The sequence below is a fragment of the Pseudomonas sp. genome (assembly GCF_049301935.1).
In the GTDB taxonomy this organism is placed as follows: domain Bacteria; phylum Pseudomonadota; class Gammaproteobacteria; order Pseudomonadales; family Pseudomonadaceae; genus Aquipseudomonas.
This window is the reverse complement of sequence record NZ_JBAQLP010000043.1, coordinates 1-18,255: the sequence shown is the minus strand read 5'-3', so window position 1 is coordinate 18,255 and position 18,255 is coordinate 1. Positions and strand designations below refer to the sequence as shown.

18 protein-coding genes and 1 other RNA gene are annotated in these 18,255 nt (G+C 61.8%); 8 read left to right on the top strand and 11 right to left on the bottom strand.

From position 1 onward, the window contains the following. Positions 1–3: 3 nt before the first annotated feature. Positions 4–1,338 carry a Xaa-Pro aminopeptidase gene (pepP, locus tag WA145_RS06095; RefSeq protein ID WP_422580709.1) on the bottom strand — a complete coding sequence of 445 codons (1,335 nt, stop codon included), beginning with the start codon at positions 1,336–1,338 and terminating at the stop codon, positions 4–6. Between the two features lie 33 nt (positions 1,339–1,371). Next, on the bottom strand, positions 1,372–1,926 hold the full coding sequence (locus tag WA145_RS06090) for a YecA family protein (protein WP_422580708.1): 555 nt from the start codon (positions 1,924–1,926) through the stop codon (positions 1,372–1,374). A 280-nt stretch (positions 1,927–2,206) separates the two neighbouring features. Between WA145_RS06090 and WA145_RS06085 the strand changes: the two genes are divergently transcribed. The 4 genes from WA145_RS06085 to WA145_RS06070 all read left to right on the top strand — a co-directional run bounded on the left by WA145_RS06085 (position 2,207) and on the right by WA145_RS06070 (position 3,585). Next, on the top strand, positions 2,207–2,413 hold the full coding sequence (locus tag WA145_RS06085) for a TIGR02449 family protein (protein ID WP_422580707.1): 207 nt from the start codon (positions 2,207–2,209) through the stop codon (positions 2,411–2,413). After that, positions 2,413–2,727: a cell division protein ZapA gene (locus tag WA145_RS06080; RefSeq protein ID WP_090254691.1), complete on the top strand. Its 315-nt coding sequence runs from the start codon at positions 2,413–2,415 to the stop codon at positions 2,725–2,727. The genes WA145_RS06085 and WA145_RS06080 overlap by 1 nt, the downstream gene beginning before the upstream one ends. Positions 2,728–2,760: 33 nt before the next feature. Further along, positions 2,761–2,939, top strand: a non-coding RNA gene (gene ssrS, locus WA145_RS06075) — 6S RNA. A 49-nt stretch (positions 2,940–2,988) separates the two neighbouring features. Beyond that, entirely contained in the window at positions 2,989–3,585 is a 597-nt protein-coding gene (locus WA145_RS06070; RefSeq protein WP_422580706.1) for a 5-formyltetrahydrofolate cyclo-ligase, read from the top strand. A 49-nt stretch (positions 3,586–3,634) separates the two neighbouring features. Here the strand turns inward: WA145_RS06070 and WA145_RS06065 are convergent, their stop codons facing one another. After that, positions 3,635–3,769 (bottom strand): hypothetical protein, encoded by a 135-nt coding sequence (locus WA145_RS06065; protein WP_422580705.1) that lies wholly within the window; start codon positions 3,767–3,769, stop codon positions 3,635–3,637. A gap of 171 nt (positions 3,770–3,940) precedes the next feature. Here WA145_RS06065 and WA145_RS06060 point away from each other — a divergent pair, with 171 nt between their 5' ends. Beyond that, complete coding sequence (locus WA145_RS06060; protein ID WP_422580704.1) at positions 3,941–4,390, top strand: EVE domain-containing protein; 450 nt, start codon at positions 3,941–3,943, stop codon at positions 4,388–4,390. A gap of 28 nt (positions 4,391–4,418) precedes the next feature. On the opposite strand, the gene WA145_RS06055 is transcribed toward WA145_RS06060, so the two are convergent. Further along, entirely contained in the window at positions 4,419–4,835 is a 417-nt protein-coding gene (locus WA145_RS06055) for a flagellar basal body-associated FliL family protein (protein ID WP_422580703.1), read from the bottom strand. A gap of 158 nt (positions 4,836–4,993) precedes the next feature. On the opposite strand from WA145_RS06055, the gene WA145_RS06050 reads away from it, so the two are divergent. After that, positions 4,994–5,971: an NADPH:quinone oxidoreductase family protein gene (locus WA145_RS06050; protein WP_422580702.1), complete on the top strand. Its 978-nt coding sequence runs from the start codon at positions 4,994–4,996 to the stop codon at positions 5,969–5,971. 116 nt (positions 5,972–6,087) lie between these two features. On the opposite strand, the gene WA145_RS06045 is transcribed toward WA145_RS06050, so the two are convergent. From WA145_RS06045 to trxA, 4 genes are all read right to left on the bottom strand, one after another. Continuing rightward, positions 6,088–7,056: a CDP-6-deoxy-delta-3,4-glucoseen reductase gene (locus WA145_RS06045; protein WP_422580701.1), complete on the bottom strand. Its 969-nt coding sequence runs from the start codon at positions 7,054–7,056 to the stop codon at positions 6,088–6,090. Continuing rightward, complete coding sequence (gene ubiD / locus WA145_RS06040) at positions 7,056–8,522, bottom strand: 4-hydroxy-3-polyprenylbenzoate decarboxylase (protein ID WP_422580700.1); 1,467 nt, start codon at positions 8,520–8,522, stop codon at positions 7,056–7,058. The genes WA145_RS06045 and ubiD overlap by 1 nt, the downstream gene beginning before the upstream one ends. Positions 8,523–8,860: 338 nt before the next feature. Continuing rightward, positions 8,861–10,120, bottom strand: a complete 1,260-nt coding sequence (gene rho, locus WA145_RS06035; RefSeq protein ID WP_298185004.1) for a transcription termination factor Rho — start codon at positions 10,118–10,120, stop codon at positions 8,861–8,863. A gap of 256 nt (positions 10,121–10,376) precedes the next feature. Next, positions 10,377–10,703, bottom strand: a complete 327-nt coding sequence (gene trxA, locus WA145_RS06030; protein ID WP_090241426.1) for a thioredoxin TrxA — start codon at positions 10,701–10,703, stop codon at positions 10,377–10,379. A gap of 279 nt (positions 10,704–10,982) precedes the next feature. Between trxA and ppx the strand changes: the two genes are divergently transcribed. Next, on the top strand, positions 10,983–12,485 hold the full coding sequence (gene ppx, locus WA145_RS06025; protein ID WP_422580699.1) for an exopolyphosphatase: 1,503 nt from the start codon (positions 10,983–10,985) through the stop codon (positions 12,483–12,485). A 78-nt stretch (positions 12,486–12,563) separates the two neighbouring features. Here the strand turns inward: ppx and ppk1 are convergent, their stop codons facing one another. The 3 genes from ppk1 to WA145_RS06010 all read right to left on the bottom strand — a co-directional run bounded on the left by ppk1 (position 12,564) and on the right by WA145_RS06010 (position 17,282). Further along, positions 12,564–14,768, bottom strand: coding sequence for a polyphosphate kinase 1 (gene ppk1 / locus WA145_RS06020; protein WP_422580698.1), 2,205 nt, complete (start codon positions 14,766–14,768; stop codon positions 12,564–12,566). Positions 14,769–14,786: 18 nt separating this feature from the next. After that, complete coding sequence (gene hemB / locus WA145_RS06015; protein WP_422580697.1) at positions 14,787–15,800, bottom strand: porphobilinogen synthase; 1,014 nt, start codon at positions 15,798–15,800, stop codon at positions 14,787–14,789. Between the two features lie 246 nt (positions 15,801–16,046). After that, positions 16,047–17,282, bottom strand: a complete 1,236-nt coding sequence (locus tag WA145_RS06010) for a sterol desaturase family protein (RefSeq protein WP_422580696.1) — start codon at positions 17,280–17,282, stop codon at positions 16,047–16,049. Between the two features lie 195 nt (positions 17,283–17,477). On the opposite strand from WA145_RS06010, the gene elbB reads away from it, so the two are divergent. Next, positions 17,478–18,140 carry an isoprenoid biosynthesis glyoxalase ElbB gene (gene elbB / locus WA145_RS06005; RefSeq protein ID WP_422580695.1) on the top strand — a complete coding sequence of 221 codons (663 nt, stop codon included), beginning with the start codon at positions 17,478–17,480 and terminating at the stop codon, positions 18,138–18,140. Positions 18,141–18,255 lie beyond the last annotated feature (115 nt).

The window sequence follows — 18,255 nt, the reverse complement described above, 5'->3', positions numbered from 1 at the left end:
GCTCTAGGCCGCCACGCTGCGTGCGGCGGCCATCAGCGCTTCGATCTCGGCGACGGTTTTTGGCACGCCGCTGGTGAGAATCTCGCAGCCAGTCTTGGTCACCACCACATCGTCCTCGATGCGCACACCGATGCCGCGCCACTTCTTCGCCACGTCCTGATTGTCCACGGCGATGTAGATGCCCGGCTCAACCGTCATGGCCATGCCGACTTCCAGCTCGCGCCATTCGCCGCCGACCTTGTACTCGCCCACATCGTGCACATCCATGCCCAGCCAGTGGCCGGCGCGGTGCATATAGAAGGGTTTGTAGGCCTCGCTGGCGATCAGCGCATCGACCTCGCCCGTGAGCAAGCCCAGCTCCACCAGCCCGGCGGTGATCACCCGCACGGTGGCCTCGTGGGCTTCATTCCAGTGTTTGCCCGGAGCGATATGCTTGAACGCCTCCTCGTTGGCCGCCAGCACCAACTCGTAGATGGCCTTCTGCTCCGGGGAAAACCTGCCATTGACCGGAAAACAGCGGGTGATATCGCTGGCGTAGCAGTCGATCTCGCAACCGGCGTCGATCAGCACCAGGTCGCCGTCTTTCAGCGGCGCATCGTTCTCGCGGTAATGCAGGATGCAGGCGTTTTTGCCGGCGGCGACGATGGAGCCATAGGCCGGCATCTTCGCCCCGCCCTTGCGGAACTCGTAATCCAGCTCGGCTTCCAGGTGGTACTCGAACAAGCCAGCACGACTGGCCTGCATGGCGCGCACATGGGCGCGGCAGGAAATATCTGCGGCTTCCTTCATGACTTTGACTTCGGCCGCCGACTTGTACAGGCGCAGGTCATGCAGCAGGTGTTCGAGGGTGATGAATTCATTGGGCGGCGTCGCGCCCTGCCGCGCTTTGGAGCGGATCACGTTGATCCACTCCATCAGCTGACGGTCGAACTCATGGTTAGTGCCCATGGAGGAATAGACCCGGTCACGGCCTTCGATCAGCCCCGGCAGAATGTCGTCGATGTCACCAATCGGGAACGCGTCATCGGCGCCGTACTGGCTGATCGCGCCATCCTGGCCGGCGCGCAGGCCATCCCACAGCTCACGCAGCGGATCACGTTCGCGGCAGAACAGCACATACTCGCCATGCTCGCGCCCGGGAATCAGCGCGATTACCGCCTCCGGCTCGGGAAAGCCGGAGAGGTACTGGAAGTCGCTGTCCTGGCGGTAGATATGCTCGACATCGCGGTTGCGGATATACACCGGCGCCGCCGGCAGAATCGCGATGCTGTTGGGTTCCATCTGCGCCATCAGCGCCTTGCGCCGACGGGCGTATTCCGACTTGGGGATGCTGATCATGGGCAGATTGAGTCCACTTCTATTGCATGAAAATCAATGCAGCGACGGTTTTGCCGCGGCGACCACAGGCTTGGCACACTCGCTAAACAGCAGCAACGGCGCCACACGCAGGTATTCCATCACTTCCATGTAATCGTTCTCGCCATCATCGGATTCATCCAGGGCGTTCTGCACCTGGGCAATCGCCGAGAGGTCCTGCAGCACTTCCATGGCTTCGGCGCTCAGGGCGCTGTCACGGGCAGTCAGACCGAAGCCGCCGAGGAAGCCCTGACACCATTGTCCCAGCGCCACGGCACGTTCGCTAAGCGGCGCATCGTCGCTGGGCAGCAGCAGCACCACGGTGACGTCGTTGCTGGTCAGTTCGCTCTTGACCATTTCCTGCAGGCCGATCAGCGCCTGACGCACGCTGTCTTCCGGTGCCGCGCCGAGCAGCTCGACGGCATCCACCAGCCAGGCGTCGATTGCAAAGCCCGCACCGGCACAGCTGCGACCGAGCAGCAGACCATGCAACTCGGCAGGGGAAATGGTGTGGCCGCTGCTGGCAAGCAGGGCGGCAAATGCGGAGTACGGCGAATTTGAAGTTGGCATAGATAACTAGGCGCAAGGCTGCGCGATCACTAGAATGAAGGCCTTGTATCCTAGCACCGGCAGGCGTGCCAAGACTATGCAGGCGGCTCGACGGCGCCCGCTCAGCCAGCGCAAAAATTGCCGCGCAGTGAGCCGTGGGTGAAATGCATCAACCTCTGGCGCACTGAACTGCCCCACACTGGCAAACAACTGTGCCGCGCACCACCCGGCACTGTCGAAGTCGCCCTAAAGACGCTATTTTTCACTTGCCAGCCCACTCACCTAGTACGAGTAGAGAACCATGGAAGACGTCGACCTGCAGGCTCTTACGACCAAGCTGGACTTGCTGATCCAGCGTGTCGAACAGCTCAAGGCGCATAACCGACAGCTTCTGACGAGCGAAAAGGCCTGGCGCGAAGAACGTGCCCATCTAATTGAAAAGAACGAAATGGCCCGGCATAAGGTCGAATCCATGATTTCGCGCCTCAAAGCCCTGGAGCAGGATTAATGACCCAGTCGAACACCTTGACCGTCCAGATTCTGGACAAAGAATATTGCATCGCCTGCCCGAGCGATGAACGCAGCAATCTGGAAAGCGCCGCGCGCTACCTGGATGGCAAGATGCGGGAGATCCGCTCAAGCGGAAAGGTCATCGGCGCCGACCGCGTTGCGGTTATGGCTGCCCTGAACATTACCCACGACCTGTTACACAAGCAGCAACACCTTGATCAACAGGCCGGCGCCAACCGCGATCAGGTGCGCAGCCTGCTCAACCGGGTCGACAGCGCCCTGGCGCGGGATGCCGATGAACAAGGCAGCTGATTGCGTGCCGGCGCTTTCGGGTATACTGGCCACCGCTCCCTGGAGTGTGCGCCAGTTGGTGATGTCCCTGAGCCGATTCGCACAACCCCGGAGGTTGCACGTTGAAGCCGGTGTGCATGTCCGCTTGACGGAAAGCCTTAACGCCTCCTGCAACCTCCACCTTGAACTTTCGGGTTCAAGGGCTAAGCCGACAGCGGCACGTCGGGGAGTCACCTTTTCCAACCGATTGCCCCTGCGCGGCAATCGCTACCGCAACAGCCCATGCTCGATACCTCAGCCCTAAGCCGTGTGCAATTGCGCCGCCATCTGCGCGTGCAGCGTCGCGCACTCAGCCACCACGCCCAACGCCAAGCCGCCCAAGGCCTGTATCAGCAGCTGACTCAGCACCCGCTGTTTCGCCGCGCGCGGCACATTGCCCTGTACCTGCCGAATGACGGCGAGATCGACCCGCGCCCGCTGCTGCGCGCCGCCCAGCAACGGGGCAAGGCGACCTATCTGCCGGTGCTCAGCCCCTGGCCGCGCAGCAAGATGGTGTTTCAACGCATCCGCGCCCATGAGCGCTTGCAGAAGAATCGTTTCGGCATTGACGAGCCCCAGCGCAACCGCAAGCAGCAACGCAAGGTCTGGGCACTGGATCTGGTCTTGCTGCCGCTGGTCGGTTTCGACCGTCACGGCGCGCGCCTGGGCATGGGTGGCGGGTTTTATGACCGTAGCCTGGCGTATCGCGCATTGCGCAAAAATTGGCACAAACCGACATTACTGGGCTTGGCGCATGAGTGTCAGCAGGTGGATCGCCTGGCCATGGCCAGTTGGGATGTGCCACTGCAAGGCACAGTGACGGATAAGGCATGGTATTGAGTCAGGCCGCTTAAAGGCTGTACCGCGCTCCCTGCGGTACGTACCAGGTTCAACCCGCCGCTTGCGACTGAGTGACCGGCGCATCAGCCTGGCGATCCCACAAACTCTGGGTATAACCGGTAGTCACCACACCCAGACTGAACAGTATGACCAAAATCAACAACACATCGGGTTTACGTTTCATTGAATGCCTCCCCCTTAAAGGCATGGCGCACGCTGTATTCGCGGCGATTATTTTTATAGGTCCAACAGCGGCTGCCATCCACACGCGCCGGCTGCAACACTGCAACACGCCGGGCACCACCAGGTAAACAGCACCTGCCCGCTCACGGACCGAACTACAGGAGCAAAGTTCATGCCTTATTGGCTGATGAAGTCAGAACCCGACGAACTCTCGATCCGCGACCTGCAGCGCCTGGAGCACACACGCTGGGATGGCGTGCGCAATTACCAGGCGCGCAACTTCCTGCGCAGCATGCAGCCGGATGATCTGTTCTTCTTCTATCACTCCAGCTGCCCGGAGCCGGGCATTGCCGGCATCGCCCGCATCGCTTCGGCGCACTACCCCGATCCCACGGCGCTAGCGCCTGAGAGCCATTACTTCGACGCCAAGGCCAGCGCCGCCAAGAATCCCTGGAGCGCGGTCGATGTGGCGTTTGTCGAGGCGTTCAAGCGGGTGATCCCGCTGGCGCAGCTGAAAGCGCAGAGTGCGCTGCTGGCGTTGCCGCTGGTGCAGAAGGGCAGCCGCCTCTCGGTGATGCCGGTCAGCGCTGAGGAATGGGCAGCCGTGCTGGCGCTGCGCTGAAAGGGCGCAGCACCTGCTGTATGCGGGCTTATTGAATAATCAGGTTATTGAACAGCAGGTCTTCCACCAGCGGCTTGCCTTCTTCCTGGGTGAGCACTTCCTGCACCTGTTTGAGCGCCTCGGCGCGCAAGGTTTCGCGAGCGCCCGGGGCCGCCATGGCCTCTTCGGTCTGCTGGGAAAACAGCATGACCAGTTGATTGCGGATCAGCGGATCGTGGTGTTTGACCTTGGCCTCGACATCCGCACCAGTTACCCGCAAGGAAATATCGGCCTTGAAGAACTTGAGCTTCGGCCCCTCGCCAAAATTCCCCACCAGCGCAGGAAACAGGGCGACATAGGCCACCACCGGTGCAGCGACCTCTCCCTCCTTGGCTGCTTCATCTTCCGAGGCATGCGTCGCCAAGGGCAGGGACAGGGCCAACAACAATGCGATCCAGGCTTTCACAGGCGGTAATCCTCAAGAGTTCAGCCCCTAGCATAGCCACAGTCAGGCAGCGGCCCAAGCCCCAAGCTTATGCATCGCTATCAGGTACAGGCATGCTCGTTGACCGGACACCAACCGCACCTACACTGCATGGCCATCACCCGCAGAGGAAAAGCCCGATGAAAGCCGTGCTGTGCAAAGCCTTCGGCCCCGCCGAAACCCTGGTACTGGAAGAAATCGCCAGCCCCGAAGCGAAGAAGAATGAAGTGCTACTGGAAGTTCATGCGGCGGGGGTCAACTTCCCCGACACTCTGATCATCGAAGGCAAATACCAGTTCAAACCGCCCTTCCCCTTCTCTCCGGGTGGCGAAGCGGCCGGCGTGGTGACGGCCGTGGGTGAGAAAGTCAGCCACCTGAAAGTCGGCGACCGGGTCATGGCCCTGACCGGCTGGGGCAGCTTTGCCGAAGCAGTGGCGGTGCCTGGCTACAATGTTATGCCGATCCCGGCGAGCATGGATTTCGCCAGCGCCGCCGCCTTCGGCATGACCTACGGCACCTCGATGCACGCCCTCAAGCAACGCGCCAACCTGCAACCGGGGGAAACCCTGCTGGTGCTCGGCGCCTCCGGCGGCGTCGGCCTGGCGGCAGTGGAAATCGGCAAGGCCATGGGCGCCAAGGTGATTGCCGCCGCCAGCAGCGCAGAAAAGCTGGAGGTAGCCAAGGCCGCCGGCGCCGATGAGCTGATCAACTACAGCGACAGCAACCTCAAGGATGAAGTCAAACGCCTGACCGGCGGCCAGGGCGCGGACGTGATCTACGACCCGGTGGGTGGCGACCTGTTCGATGCGGCCATTCGTTCAATCGCCTGGAACGGCCGCCTGCTGGTGGTGGGCTTCGCCAGCGGACGCATTCCCGAGCTGCCAGTCAACCTCACTCTGCTCAAGGGCGCCGCCGTGGTCGGGGTGTTCTGGGGCGCCTTCGCCCAGCGCCAGCCCCAGGACAACGCCGCCAATTTCCAACAGTTGTTCGCCTGGCACGCCGAAGGCAAACTCAAGCCGCTGGTGTCGCAGACCTTCCCGCTGGAGCAGGCGGCAGAGGCGATCAACACCCTCGGCCAGCGCAAGGCGGTGGGCAAGGTGGTAGTGACGGTGCGGTAGGATGGGTTGAGAAGCGCAGCGCCGATACCCATCTGCTGCGATCGATGGGTATCGCTGCGCTCAACCCATCCTACGCAAAGAAGAATAACGCCTTTGGGCGGCTTTCATGGCCGAGCTCAGCCGCGCGGCGCATAGGCGAATACATCCGCGCGCATCTGATGGGCATCCATGCCGGCCTCCACCAGCGCATCCAGGGTGGCGTAGACCATCGCCGGCGAACCGCTGGCATAGACGTGCAGCGCCTTGAGGTCGCTGAAGTCTTCACGCACCGCTTCGTGCAACAGGCCACAACGCCCCTGCCAGCCGCACTGATCGCTGACCACCTGATGCAAAAACAGGTTGGGCACCTGCTGCCACTGCGGCCAGTGCTCCAGTTCGTAGAAGTCTTCCGGACGGCGCGCCCCCCAGTACAGATGTACCGGGTGGACGAAACCGGCCGCGCGGCAGTGTTCGATCAGGCTGTACATCTGCGCCATGCCGGTACCGGCGGCGATCAGCACCAACGGCCCATCCGGCAGCTCGGCCAGGTGGGTATCACCGAACGGCAGCTTCACCCGTACCAGGCCGCTGCGACGCAGCTGGGCGATCAGCGCAACCGTGGCCGCGTCACGGGCCAGCACATGCAGCTCCAGCTCACGCCCGCGATGCGGCGCCGAAGCCAGGGAGAACGCCGCGTAATCATCGCCGTCGCGCTGCAGTAGCAGGTATTGCCCGGCGTGGTAACGCGGCGCCTTGCCAGCCGGCGCCTGCAAGCGCAGGCGGAATACATCGCCGCCCAACTCATCGCAGGCGGCAACCTGGCAGGCCAGTTCACGCACCGGCAGCTCGCCGGGGGCCAGCACGCCATCCCAGTGCAGCACACAGTCCTCAAGCGGCTCAGCCAGGCAGGTGAACAGCTCACCCTGGCTCAGCTCAACCCCGCCCTGCTGCACGCGACCTTCAACCAGCAGCGCCGCGCAGATATGGCAATTGCCATTGCGGCAGCTCTGCGGGCAGGCATAACCCAGCCGCCGCGCGGCATCGAGAATGCGTTCGCGGGGCTGCACGTCAAGCACGGCTCCTGAAGGATTCAGGGTGACTTTCATCAATCGATTCCCAGCTCAGACCACAGCGCATCGACGCGCTGCTTGACCGCTTCATCCTGAACGATAGCCCGCCCCCACTCGCGCGTGGTCTCGCCCGGCCACTTGTGGGTGGCGTCCAGGCCCATCTTCGAGCCGAGGCCGGAGATCGGCGAGGCGAAGTCGAGGTAGTCGATCGGTGTGTTGTCGATCATCACTGTGTCGCGCTTGGGGTCCATGCGCGTGGTAATTGCCCAGATCACATCGTTCCAGTCCCGCGCGTTGATATCGTCGTCGGTGACGATAACGAACTTGGTGTACATAAACTGTCGCAGGAACGACCACACACCGAGCATTACGCGCTTGGCGTGGCCGGGGTACTGCTTCTTGATGGTCACCACCGCCATGCGGTACGAGCAACCCTCCGGCGGCAGGTAGAAGTCGATGATCTCGGGAAACTGCTTCTGCAGAATCGGCACAAACACTTCGTTAAGCGCCACGCCGAGAATCGCCGGTTCATCCGGCGGACGACCGGTGTAGGTGCTGTGATAGATCGGTTTTTGCCGACGGGTAATGCGCTCGACGGTAAACACCGGGAAGGTATCGACTTCGTTGTAATAGCCGGTGTGATCGCCATAAGGGCCTTCAGGAGCGGTTTCGCCGGGATGGATCACCCCTTCGAGGACGATCTCGGCACTGGCCGGCACCTGCAGATCGCTGCCACGGGCCTTGATCAGTTCGGTACGGTGACCCCGCAACAAGCCGGCAAAGGCATATTCGGACAGGGTGTCAGGCACCGGAGTGACCGCGCCGAGAATGGTCGCCGGATCGGCGCCGAGGGCGACGCACACCGGGTAGGGACGATCCGGATACTTCTGGCACCACTCGCGGAAATCCAGCGCGCCGCCGCGGTGGCTAAGCCAGCGCATGATCAGCTTGTTGCGGCCGATCACCTGCTGACGGTAGATGCCGAGGTTCTGCCGCTCCTTGTTCGGGCCTTTGGTGATGGTCAGGCCCCAGGTGATCAGCGGGCCGACATCCCCTGGCCAGCAGGTCTGCACCGGCAACTTGCCGAGGTCGACATCATCGCCCTCTTCGACCACTTCCTGGCACGGCGCATCCTTCAGCACCTTGGGCGCCATGCTCAGCACCTTCTTGTAGATCGGCAGCTTGTTCCAGGCGTCTTTCAAGCCTTTCGGCGGCTCGGGCTCTTTGAGAAAGGCCAGCAGCTTGCCGATTTCGCGCAACTCGCTGACTTCTTCGGCACCCATGCCCAGGGCCACGCGCTTGGGTGTGCCGAACAGGTTGCCGAGCACCGGTACATCAAAACCTGTGGGGTTTTCGAACAGCAGCGCCGGGCCACCTTTACGCAGGGTGCGGTCGCAGATTTCGGTCATTTCCAGCACAGGGGAAACCGGCGTGTGGATGCGCTTGAGTTCGCCGCGCGTCTCCAGGCCGCGAATAAAGTCGCGCAGGTCACGATACTGCATGCAGATGCCTCGTTTCGGGCCGAGCAATAGGGGCGCAAAGTTTAGCGCCGAACTGGGTCTTTCAGAAGGGAAAGCCAATACCCAGGAACACAAAAGCCGGGCTTACCCGGCTTTTGTAGGTGTGTATGTTTAGGATCGTAGCGAGCGAAGGTCAGGCAAGGCACTACGTTAGTAACAGCCTCCGGCTGGTCAAAACAGACGAAAAAGCGGAGTGTACTTTTGTACATGAGCATTACTCGCTCCGCTCGCCCCTTCGGGGCCGCACTTAAAGTGCGTTAGCCGCAAGCGGCTTTCTGAGTCTGTTTTTAACGCAGCATCACCGAGCGCAGTAGATCCTCTTACTTACGCTTCATCGACTGGAAGAACTCGTCGTTAGTCTTAGTCGCTTTCAGCTTGTCGGTGAGGAACTCGATGGCGGCAATCTCATCCATCGGGTGCAGCAGCTTGCGCAAAATCCACATGCGCTGCAGTTCATCATCGGCGGTCAGCAACTCTTCGCGGCGGGTACCGGCGCGGTTGATGTTGATCGCCGGGAATACACGCTTCTCGGCGATACGACGGTCCAGCGGCAGCTCCATGTTGCCGGTGCCTTTGAACTCTTCGTAGATCACTTCATCCATCTTCGAGCCGGTTTCTACCAGCGCGGTGGCGATGATGGTCAGCGAACCGCCTTCCTCGATGTTACGCGCGGCGCCGAAGAAGCGTTTCGGCTTCTCCAAAGCATGGGCGTCGACACCACCGGTGAGCACCTTGCCGGAGCTCGGGATCACGGTGTTGTAGGCACGCGCCAGACGGGTGATGGAGTCGAGCAGGATGACCACATCCTTCTTGTGCTCGACCAGGCGCTTGGCCTTCTCGATGACCATTTCGGCAACCTGCACGTGGCGGGTTGGCGGCTCGTCGAAGGTTGAGGCAACCACTTCGCCGCGCACGGTGCGCTGCATCTCGGTCACTTCTTCCGGGCGCTCGTCAATCAGCAGCACGATCAGGTGGCACTCGGGGTTGTTACGCGCGATGTTCGCCGCGATGTTCTGCAGCATGATGGTCTTGCCGGCTTTCGGCGGCGCGACGATCAGGCCACGCTGGCCTTTACCGATCGGGGCGCAGAGGTCGATCACCCGGCCGGTAATGTCCTCGGTGGAGCCGTTACCGGCTTCCATGACCAGACGCTTGGTGGGGAACAGCGGCGTCAGGTTCTCAAACAGAATCTTGTTCTTGGCGTTTTCCGGGCGGTCGTAGTTGATGGTGTCAACCTTGAGCAGCGCGAAGTAACGCTCGCCTTCTTTCGGCGGGCGGATCTTGCCGACGATGGTGTCGCCGGTACGCAAGTTGAAGCGGCGGATCTGGCTCGGCGAGACGTAGATGTCATCGGGGCCAGCGAGGTACGAGGCATCCGCAGAGCGGAGAAAGCCGAAACCGTCCTGGAGAATCTCCAGCACGCCATCACCGGAGATTTCCTCACCGCTTTTAGCGTGTTTTTTCAACAGGGAGAAAATCACGTCCTGCTTGCGCGAACGGGCCATGTTTTCCAGGCCTTGTTGTTCAGCGAGTTCCAGCAGTTCGGTAATCGGCTTTTGCTTGAGTTCGGTCAGATTCATAGGAATGACGTAATCATGAAGGAGGGGAATAAGCTATTTAGCTTGGGAGGCCGTGCCGCTATAAAGGCGATTGGATCGCCAGCGTACTTCGAAGGTATTCGCGGAGGAATGCGTCGACGACGGCTTGCAGGGGGCTGCATAGGAAATGCAGCGAGGCCGAATGTAACACCGGCTTTATTCATACGTCCAGCGCCCAGACAGAAAAAAGCCCCGCCATGTGCGGGGCTTTCAGGGCTTGTTGCCGTCGCAGCGCAACTTAGATGTTGCTGTCGAGGAAGGCTGCCAGTTGCGACTTGGACAGTGCGCCCACTTTGGTGGCCTCGACATTGCCGTTCTTGAACAGCATCAGGGTCGGGATGCCACGTACGCCAAACTTCGGCGGGGTGTCCTGGTTTTCATCGATGTTCAGCTTGCACACTTTCAGTTTGCCCTGATAGGTCTGAGCGATCTCATCGAGCACCGGGGCGATCATTTTGCACGGGCCGCACCACTCAGCCCAGTAGTCGACCAGCACCGGCCCCTCGGCCTGGAGAACATCCTGGTCGAAACTGGCATCGCTGACATTGGTGATGAATTCGCTCATGGAAAGTCTCCGAGTTCGTAAGCACAAGATGGGCGACATCATAGCCCGGCTTTCCCCACACAGGAAGGCGGTGGCAATTGAGCTTCTCTATGGCCTGGCCACAAGCCAGCCACTCGGCCGCCTGCATCACGATTTATTCAGACAGCCGGCAAGCCCCGGCCAGCCGCCGCGCGAGGCATAGCGCAGCGGGCTTACCCTGTACCTGCGACATCAGTATGCGTTGGCGGGGCCTGGCTATCGTGGCACGATGACGCGGTTCTGCTTTGAGATGGTTCTGCCATGCCGCATACCCCTGCCGAGTCTTTTCCTTTGATTGCAGCTATCGACCTGGGCTCCAACAGCTTCCATATGGTGCTGGCCAAAGCCGACCACGGCGAGATCCGCATCCTCGAACGCCTCGGCGACAAGGTCCAGCTGGCCGCCGGCATCGACGAGCAACGCCTGCTCAGCGAAGAAGCCATGCAGCGCGGGCTCGATTGCCTGCGGCGCTTCGCTCAACTGACCGCCAGCCTGCCGGAAGGAGCGGTGCGCGTAGTGGGCACCAATGCCCTGCGTGAGGCGCGCAACCGTGGCGAATTTATCCGCCGCGCCGAAGAAATCCTCGGCCACCCGGTTGAAGTCATCTCCGGCCGCGAAGAAGCACGACTGATCTATCTCGGCGTGTCGCACAGCATTGCCGACACCCCCGGCAAGCGCCTGGTCGCCGACATTGGCGGCGGCAGCACCGAATTTATCATCGGCCAGCGTTTCGAGCCGTTGCTGCGCGAAAGCCTGCAGATGGGCTGCGTCAGCTTTACCCAGCGCTTCTTCAAGGATGGCAGGATCACCCCAGCGCGCTACGCCCAGGCCTACACCGCCGCGCGCCTGGAGATCATGGGCATCGAACACGCCCTGCGCCGTCTCGGCTGGGAAGACGCAGTGGGCGCTTCCGGCACCATCAAGGCTATCGGCCTGACCATTCAAGCCGCTGGCCTGGGCACCGGCGAGGTCAACGCCCAGGGTTTGGCCTGGCTGAAACGCAAAGTATTCAAGGCCGGTGAGGTGGAAAAACTCGACCTCGACGGCATCAAACCGGATCGCCGGGGCATCTTCCCCGCCGGCCTGGCAATTCTCGAAGCGATCTTCGACGCCTGCGATATCCAGCGCATGAGCCATTCCGAAGGCGCGCTGCGTGAAGGCGTGCTGTATGACTTGCTCGGCCGCCATCAGCATGAGGATGTGCGTGAACGCACCCTCAGCTCGCTGATGGAGCGCTATCACGTCGACCTGGAGCAGGCCGCGCGGGTCGAGAGCAAGGCGCTCGCGGCGCTGGAGAAAGTCGCCAACGACTGGCAGCTAGAAGATGACTGGCACCGCGAGCTGCTCAGCTGGGCGGCCAAGGTGCACGAAGTTGGCCTGGACATTGCCCACTACCAGTACCACAAGCACGGCGCCTACCTGGTCGAACACTCGGAGCTGTCCGGCTTCTCGCGCCAGGATCAGCAGATGCTCGCGCTGTTGGTGCGCGGCCATCGGCGCAATATTCCCAAGGACAAATTCGCCGAGTTCGGCGCCGAAGGCGTCAAGCTGATCCGCCTGTGCGTGCTGCTGCGCTTTGCCATCCTGTTCCACCACATCCGTGGCACCCAGGAAATGCCCAATGTGCAGCTCAAGGCCGCCGAGCAGCGCCTGGAGATTCAGTTCCCGCAAGGCTGGCTGGAGAACAACCCGCTGACCCAGGCCGATTTCACCCAGGAAGCGGAGTGGCTCAAGCGTATCGGGATCGAACTGAGCGTGAGCTGACCCCAAAGCCCCTCTCCCGCCCTTCGGGCACCCTCTCCCAATATGGGAGAGGGTAATCAGATAGCTGCAAGCAGCCTTTTATCGTGCACTGATCAACGGCGCGGTGAGCTTCTCCAGCAACCCGGCCTGCGCACTGCGCGGGTTTTGGTTGCCGCTCGGGCTGGTACGCAGGTAGCGCCCGTCCGGCTGCAGCACCCAGGCCTGGGTGTTGTCGGTCAGGTAGCTTTCCAGCTCCTTCTTGACCCGCAGGATCAGCTTCTTGCCTTCCACCGGGAAGCAGGTCTCGACGCGTTTGTCGAGGTTGCGCTCCATCCAGTCGGCGCTGGACAGGTAGATCTTCTCCTCGCCGCCATTGGCGAAATAGAACACCCGGGTGTGCTCCAGGAAGCGGCCGATGATCGAGCGCACCTGAATATTGTGCGAAACCCCGGCAATCCCCGGCCGCAGGCAGCACATGCCGCGCACCACCAGGTCGATCTTCACCCCGGTCTGGCTGGCCTTGTACAGCGCGCGGATGATCTTCGGATCGGTCAGCGAGTTGAACTTGGCGATGATATGCGCCGGCTTGCCCTCGGCCGCCAGGGCGGTCTCTTTGGCGATCATGTCGAGCAGGGTCTTTTTCAGGGTAAAGGGCGCGTGCAGCAGCTTCTTCATGCGCAGGGTCTTGCCCATGCCGATCAACTGGCTGAACAGCTTGGACACGTCCTCGCACAGCGCCATATCGGCGGTCAGCAGGCTGTAGTCGGTGTACAGCTTGGCGTTGCCGGCATGGTAGTTACCGGTGCCGAGGTGTGCGTAGCGGACGATATCGCCACTCTCGCGGCGCAGAATCAGCATCATCTTGGCGTGGGTCTTGAAGCCGACCACGCCGTAGATCACCACCGCGCCGGCGGCCTGCAGACGACTGGCCAGTTGCAGGTTGGACTCTTCATCGAAGCGCGCGCGCAGCTCGATTACCGCGGTGACTTCCTTGCCGTTACGCGCGGCTTCCACCAGCGCATCGACGATCTCCGAGTTGGCCCCGCTGCGGTACAGGGTCTGCTTGATCGCCAGCACGTGCGGGTCTTTCGCCGCCTGGCGCAGCAGGTCGACCACCGGGGTAAAGGACTCGAAGGGATGCAGCAGGAGGATGTCCTGCTTGCTGATCACGCTGAAGATGTTCTCAGCGTTCTGCAGCAGCTTGGGGATCACCGGGGTGAAGGGCTTGTACTGCAGCTCCGGGTGGCTTTCCAGGCCGGTGATGCTGAACAGCCGGGTCAGGTTGACCGGGCCATTGACCCGGTACAACTCGGCTTCGGTCAGGCTGAACTGCTTGAGCAGGTAATCCAGCAGTGGTCGTGGGCAGGTATCGACCACTTCCAGGCGCACCGCATCGCCGTAACGGCGGCTGAACAGCTCGCCACGCAGGGCGCGGGCCAGGTCTTCGACGTCCTCGGTGTCCACCGACAGGTCGGCGTTACGGGTCAGGCGGAACTGGTAGCAACCCTTGACCTTCATGCCCTGGAACAGGTCATCGGCGTGGGCGTGGATCATCGAGGAGAGAAACACGTAGTTGTCGCCAGGGCCGCCCACCTCTTCCGGCACCTTGATGATCCGTGGCAGCAGGCGCGGTGCCGGGATGATCGCCAGACCGGAGTCGCGGCCGAAGGCGTCGATACCTTCCAGCTCGACGATAAAGTTCAGGCTCTTGTTCACCAGCAACGGGAACGGGTGCGTCGGGTCAAGGCCGATCGGGGTGATGATCGGCGCGATCTCGTCGCGAAAATAGCGGCGTACCCAGGCCTTGTGCTTGGCCGTCCAGAAGCGCCGACGGATAAAGTTGACGTTGTGCTTGGCCAGCGCCGGGAACAGGGTGTCGTTGAGGATGGCGTACTGGCGATCGACCTGCTCGTGCACCAGCTCGGCAATCCGCGCCAGCGCCTGATGCGGTTGCAGGCCGTCGGCGCCAGCCTGTTCACGGGCGAAGTTGATCTGTTTCTTCAGCCCGGCCACGCGAATCTCGAAGAACTCATCCAGGTTGCTGGAGAAGATCAGCAGAAACTTCAGCCGCTCGAGCAACGGATAGGACTCATCCAGCGCCTGCTCCAGCACGCGGATATTGAATTGCAGCTGCGACAGCTCGCGGTGGATATACAGGCTGCTGTCATCCAGGTTATGGATCACCACAGGCGCCGGTGCTGCTGGCGCTGGGGCCTCGATGACAGGGGTTTCCACGGCTACAACCTCATCGACGACCGGCTGGGCGTCTTGCAATTCGGGGCTAGTGAGTCCTTCGGTGTTCATTACAAAGTCCTGGCGGGGCTATTGCCCCTGCTTCAACAGTTCTGCCGCGCGCACGGCGAAATAAGTCAGGATGCCATCGGCACCCGCACGTTTAAAGGCAGTCAGTGACTCGAGGATCACCGCCTCGCCCAACCAACCATTCTGCATAGCGGCCATATGCATGGCGTACTCGCCGCTGACCTGATAGACAAAGGTCGGCACCTTGAATTCCGCCTTGACCCGCCAGAGGATGTCCAGGTAGGGCATGCCCGGCTTGACCATGACCATGTCCGCGCCCTCGGCCAGATCCGCCGCCACTTCATGCAGCGCTTCGTCACCGTTGGCCGGGTCCATCTGATAGCTGGCCTTGTTGGCCTTGCCCAGGTTGGCGGCCGAGCCCACCGCATCGCGGAACGGGCCGTAGTAGGCGCTGGCGTACTTGGCCGAGTAGGCCATGATGCGCACATTGCTGTGCTCGGCCAGTTCCAGCGCCTCGCGGATCGCCTGCACGCGACCATCCATCATGTCCGAGGGCGCCACCACCTGGGCACCGGCGGCAGCATGCGACAGCGCCTGTTTGACCAGCGCATCGACGGTGATGTCGTTCTGCACATAGCCGGACTCATCGAGGATGCCGTCCTGACCGTGGGTGGTGAAGGGGTCCAGCGCCACGTCGCTGATCACCCCCAGCTCGGGAAACTTGGCGCGCAGCGCACGAATGGCGCGCTGAGCGATGCCGTCCGGGTTCCAGGCTTCCTCGCCGAGCAGGGATTTCTTCTCCAGCGGCGTTACCGGGAACAGCGCCAGCGCCGGAATACCCAGGGCCACCCAGTGCTCGGCTTCCTTGAGCAGCAGGTCGATGGACAGCCGCTCAACGCCGGGCATCGAGGCGATCGCTTCGCGGCGGTTTTCCCCATCGAGGACGAACACCGGCAGAATCAGATCATCGACACTCAGGCGGTTTTCCCGCACCAGACGCCGGGAAAAATCATCACGACGGTTGCGACGCAGGCGAGTGGCGGGAAACAGGCGATTGGCGGGGATAAAGCTCACGGCAGGCTCCGAAGCCCGTAGCAACGGGCAAGTGTGACAGTTATAAGCGACCATTATGACCAAAGTATGACAGCCCACGACAGCGCTGCGACCGCTTGCCGCAAGGCCAACCAGCATAGCGCCGCCACTATGGCGAAGCCATGTTGCACGCGCATGGCCCCAGCCGGTTTTCTCGGGCCGGAAATGCACAACGGTGGAGCAGGCCTGCGCCTGTCCACCGTTGTTGGGTTCTGCCATGGATAAGGTTTAGGCAGGCACGGCATCCTCCCCGCGCGGCGTCCAAAACAATGCGCCCAGGCTGAGCAGACTGTAACCCAACAGCAGCGCCCAGAGCAGCGGCTGGGCCGGCAGCAGGCCCAACTGCAGGGCCAGCCAGGCCAGCGGCAGATTGAGCAGCAGACGCAGCACTTCCAGGCGCTTGGCGTTGGGCCGGTTTTCCAGCCAGATGCCGATGATGGTCAGCCCTACCGCCATCCAGGCCACACCCAACACCGTCTGCGCCATACTCAGCGCGTCGCCCAGGCCCAACAGCAGCGTGCCGCCCGCCACATACAGGCTGAACTGCACACCGGCATACAGCTTCTGCATCAGGCTCAGCGGCACGTCGAATTTGACGAACTGGCTGAGGTCCGGCTTGCTCTGCGGGTAGTTGGCCGCGACATCGGCCGGGCGCCAGCCGGTACGCATAAACCAGATGCGCAACTTGTCCCACCAGGATTCGGCGCGCACGGCATCACGCCACAGCGCCACGTAGAACTGCGCATTGGCCCACAGCGGATTCCAACTGGCCAACGGCGTGGTCACGCCGAACACCACCGGCTGTTCATCCAGCTCTTCCTGAAAGGTGCCGAACAAACGATCCCAGAGAATGAACACTCCGCCGTAGTTGCGATCCATATACACAGCATTCTGCGCATGGTGCACACGGTGGTTGGATGGCGTGATAAATGCCCATTCGAACCAGCCCAGCTTGGGGATATGCCGGGTGTGCACCCAGAACTGATACAGCAGGTTGAGCGCCGCCACAGTCAGAAACACCAGCGGCGGTACACCGGCCACGGCCATCGGCAGGTAGAAGATCCAACCGAAGATAAAGCCGCTGCTGGTCTGGCGTAACGCGGTGGAGAGGTTGTAGTCCTCGCTTTGATGGTGCACCGAATGCGCGGCCCAGAGTACGTTGCGCTCGTGGCCCAGGCGGTGGTTCCAGTAGTAGCAGAAGTCGTAAAAGACAAAGGCAAACAGCCAGCCCCACAGACTGCTGGCCGACAGTTCAAACAGCGCCAGCTGTTGCCAGGCCAGGGTGTAGGTGAGCAGACCGACGGCCTTGGTCAGCAGGCCCACGGTGGTCGACAGCACGCCGGCACTGAGGCTGTTGATGGCATCGGAGAAACGGTAGGTGCTGACCCCGCGCCAACGGTCGAGCAGCAGTTCCAGGGCGATCAAGGCAAAGAACAAGGGTACGGCGTAGAGGATGTAATTCATGGTTTCACCCGTTGCATAGAATCGCCATATCGCTGCACGAGGCTAACGGCTAGGATTGCTTAATGAATCCTAACCGTTAGCTGCAGCCGCCTCGCGGCGCAGCATGCCAACCTGGGTGGCAGATGGCGACATTACGGCTCAGGCGACGACAGCACACGATTCAATCCGGTACGGCTGGCAATTCAGGAGAACTTGATGAACAAGAAAGTCGCGGTGATTCTTTCCGGCTGTGGCGTCTATGACGGCGCGGAAATCCATGAAAGCGTGATCACCCTGCTGCGCCTCGATCAGCGCGGCGCCCAGGTGCAGTGCTTTGCCCCCAACGTGGCGCAACTGCACGTGGTCGATCACTACAGTGGCGACGAAATGAATGAGACGCGCAACGTGCTGGTCGAGTCGGCACGCATCGCCCGCGGCAAGATCAAGGACGTCAAGGAGCTGCACGTCGGCGACTTCGACGCGCTGATCATGCCCGGCGGTTTTGGCGTGGCGAAAAACCTTTCCGACTTCGCCATCAGCGGTGCCAACTGCACGGTGCAGGCGGATGTGCTGAGTGCCACCCGCGCCTTCGTCGCCGCCGGCAAGCCGGTGGGTCTGATGTGCATCGCCCCGGCGCTGGCCGCGAGGATCTTCGGCAGCGGCGTGATCTGCACCATCGGCAAGGACCACGAAACCGCCGCCGCCCTGGTGCAGATGGGCGCCGAGCACCACGAGTGCGAAGTCAGCGAGATTGTCGAGGACACAGAACGCAAGCTGGTGACCACCCCGGCCTATATGCTCGCCCAGTCGATCAGCGAAGCGGCCGCCGGCATCAACAAGCTGGTGGATCGGGTGCTCGAGCTTAGCCACCCGGCCTGACACGACTGATGAAGCGGCTGGATTAGGCCAATCACGCCAATGCGCGCGGCACTCCAGCCGCGCCACTGGTCAGGTCGGTCACAGTGCGGCAGGTTGAGCGTCTATTCGCCTAGGC

Excerpts from the sequence above, each read along its gene's own strand:
- pepP (WP_422580709.1), bottom strand. The coding sequence starts at position 1,338 with ATGATCAGCATCCCCAAGTCGGAATACGCCCGTCGGCGCAAGGCGCTG.
- WA145_RS06090 (WP_422580708.1), bottom strand. The coding sequence starts at position 1,926 with ATGCCAACTTCAAATTCGCCGTACTCCGCATTTGCCGCCCTGCTTGCC.
- WA145_RS06085 (WP_422580707.1), top strand. The coding sequence starts at position 2,207 with ATGGAAGACGTCGACCTGCAGGCTCTTACGACCAAGCTGGACTTGCTG.
- WA145_RS06080 (WP_090254691.1), top strand. The coding sequence starts at position 2,413 with ATGACCCAGTCGAACACCTTGACCGTCCAGATTCTGGACAAAGAATAT.
- WA145_RS06070 (WP_422580706.1), top strand. The coding sequence starts at position 2,989 with ATGCTCGATACCTCAGCCCTAAGCCGTGTGCAATTGCGCCGCCATCTG.
- WA145_RS06065 (WP_422580705.1), bottom strand. The coding sequence starts at position 3,769 with ATGAAACGTAAACCCGATGTGTTGTTGATTTTGGTCATACTGTTCAGT.
- WA145_RS06060 (WP_422580704.1), top strand. The coding sequence starts at position 3,941 with ATGCCTTATTGGCTGATGAAGTCAGAACCCGACGAACTCTCGATCCGC.
- WA145_RS06050 (WP_422580702.1), top strand. The coding sequence starts at position 4,994 with ATGAAAGCCGTGCTGTGCAAAGCCTTCGGCCCCGCCGAAACCCTGGTA.
- WA145_RS06045 (WP_422580701.1), bottom strand. The coding sequence starts at position 7,056 with ATGAAAGTCACCCTGAATCCTTCAGGAGCCGTGCTTGACGTGCAGCCC.
- ubiD (WP_422580700.1), bottom strand. The coding sequence starts at position 8,522 with ATGCAGTATCGTGACCTGCGCGACTTTATTCGCGGCCTGGAGACGCGC.
- rho (WP_298185004.1), bottom strand. The coding sequence starts at position 10,120 with ATGAATCTGACCGAACTCAAGCAAAAGCCGATTACCGAACTGCTGGAA.
- trxA (WP_090241426.1), bottom strand. The coding sequence starts at position 10,703 with ATGAGCGAATTCATCACCAATGTCAGCGATGCCAGTTTCGACCAGGAT.
- ppx (WP_422580699.1), top strand. The coding sequence starts at position 10,983 with ATGCCGCATACCCCTGCCGAGTCTTTTCCTTTGATTGCAGCTATCGAC.
- ppk1 (WP_422580698.1), bottom strand. The coding sequence starts at position 14,768 with ATGAACACCGAAGGACTCACTAGCCCCGAATTGCAAGACGCCCAGCCG.
- WA145_RS06010 (WP_422580696.1), bottom strand. The coding sequence starts at position 17,282 with ATGAATTACATCCTCTACGCCGTACCCTTGTTCTTTGCCTTGATCGCC.
- elbB (WP_422580695.1), top strand. The coding sequence starts at position 17,478 with ATGAACAAGAAAGTCGCGGTGATTCTTTCCGGCTGTGGCGTCTATGAC.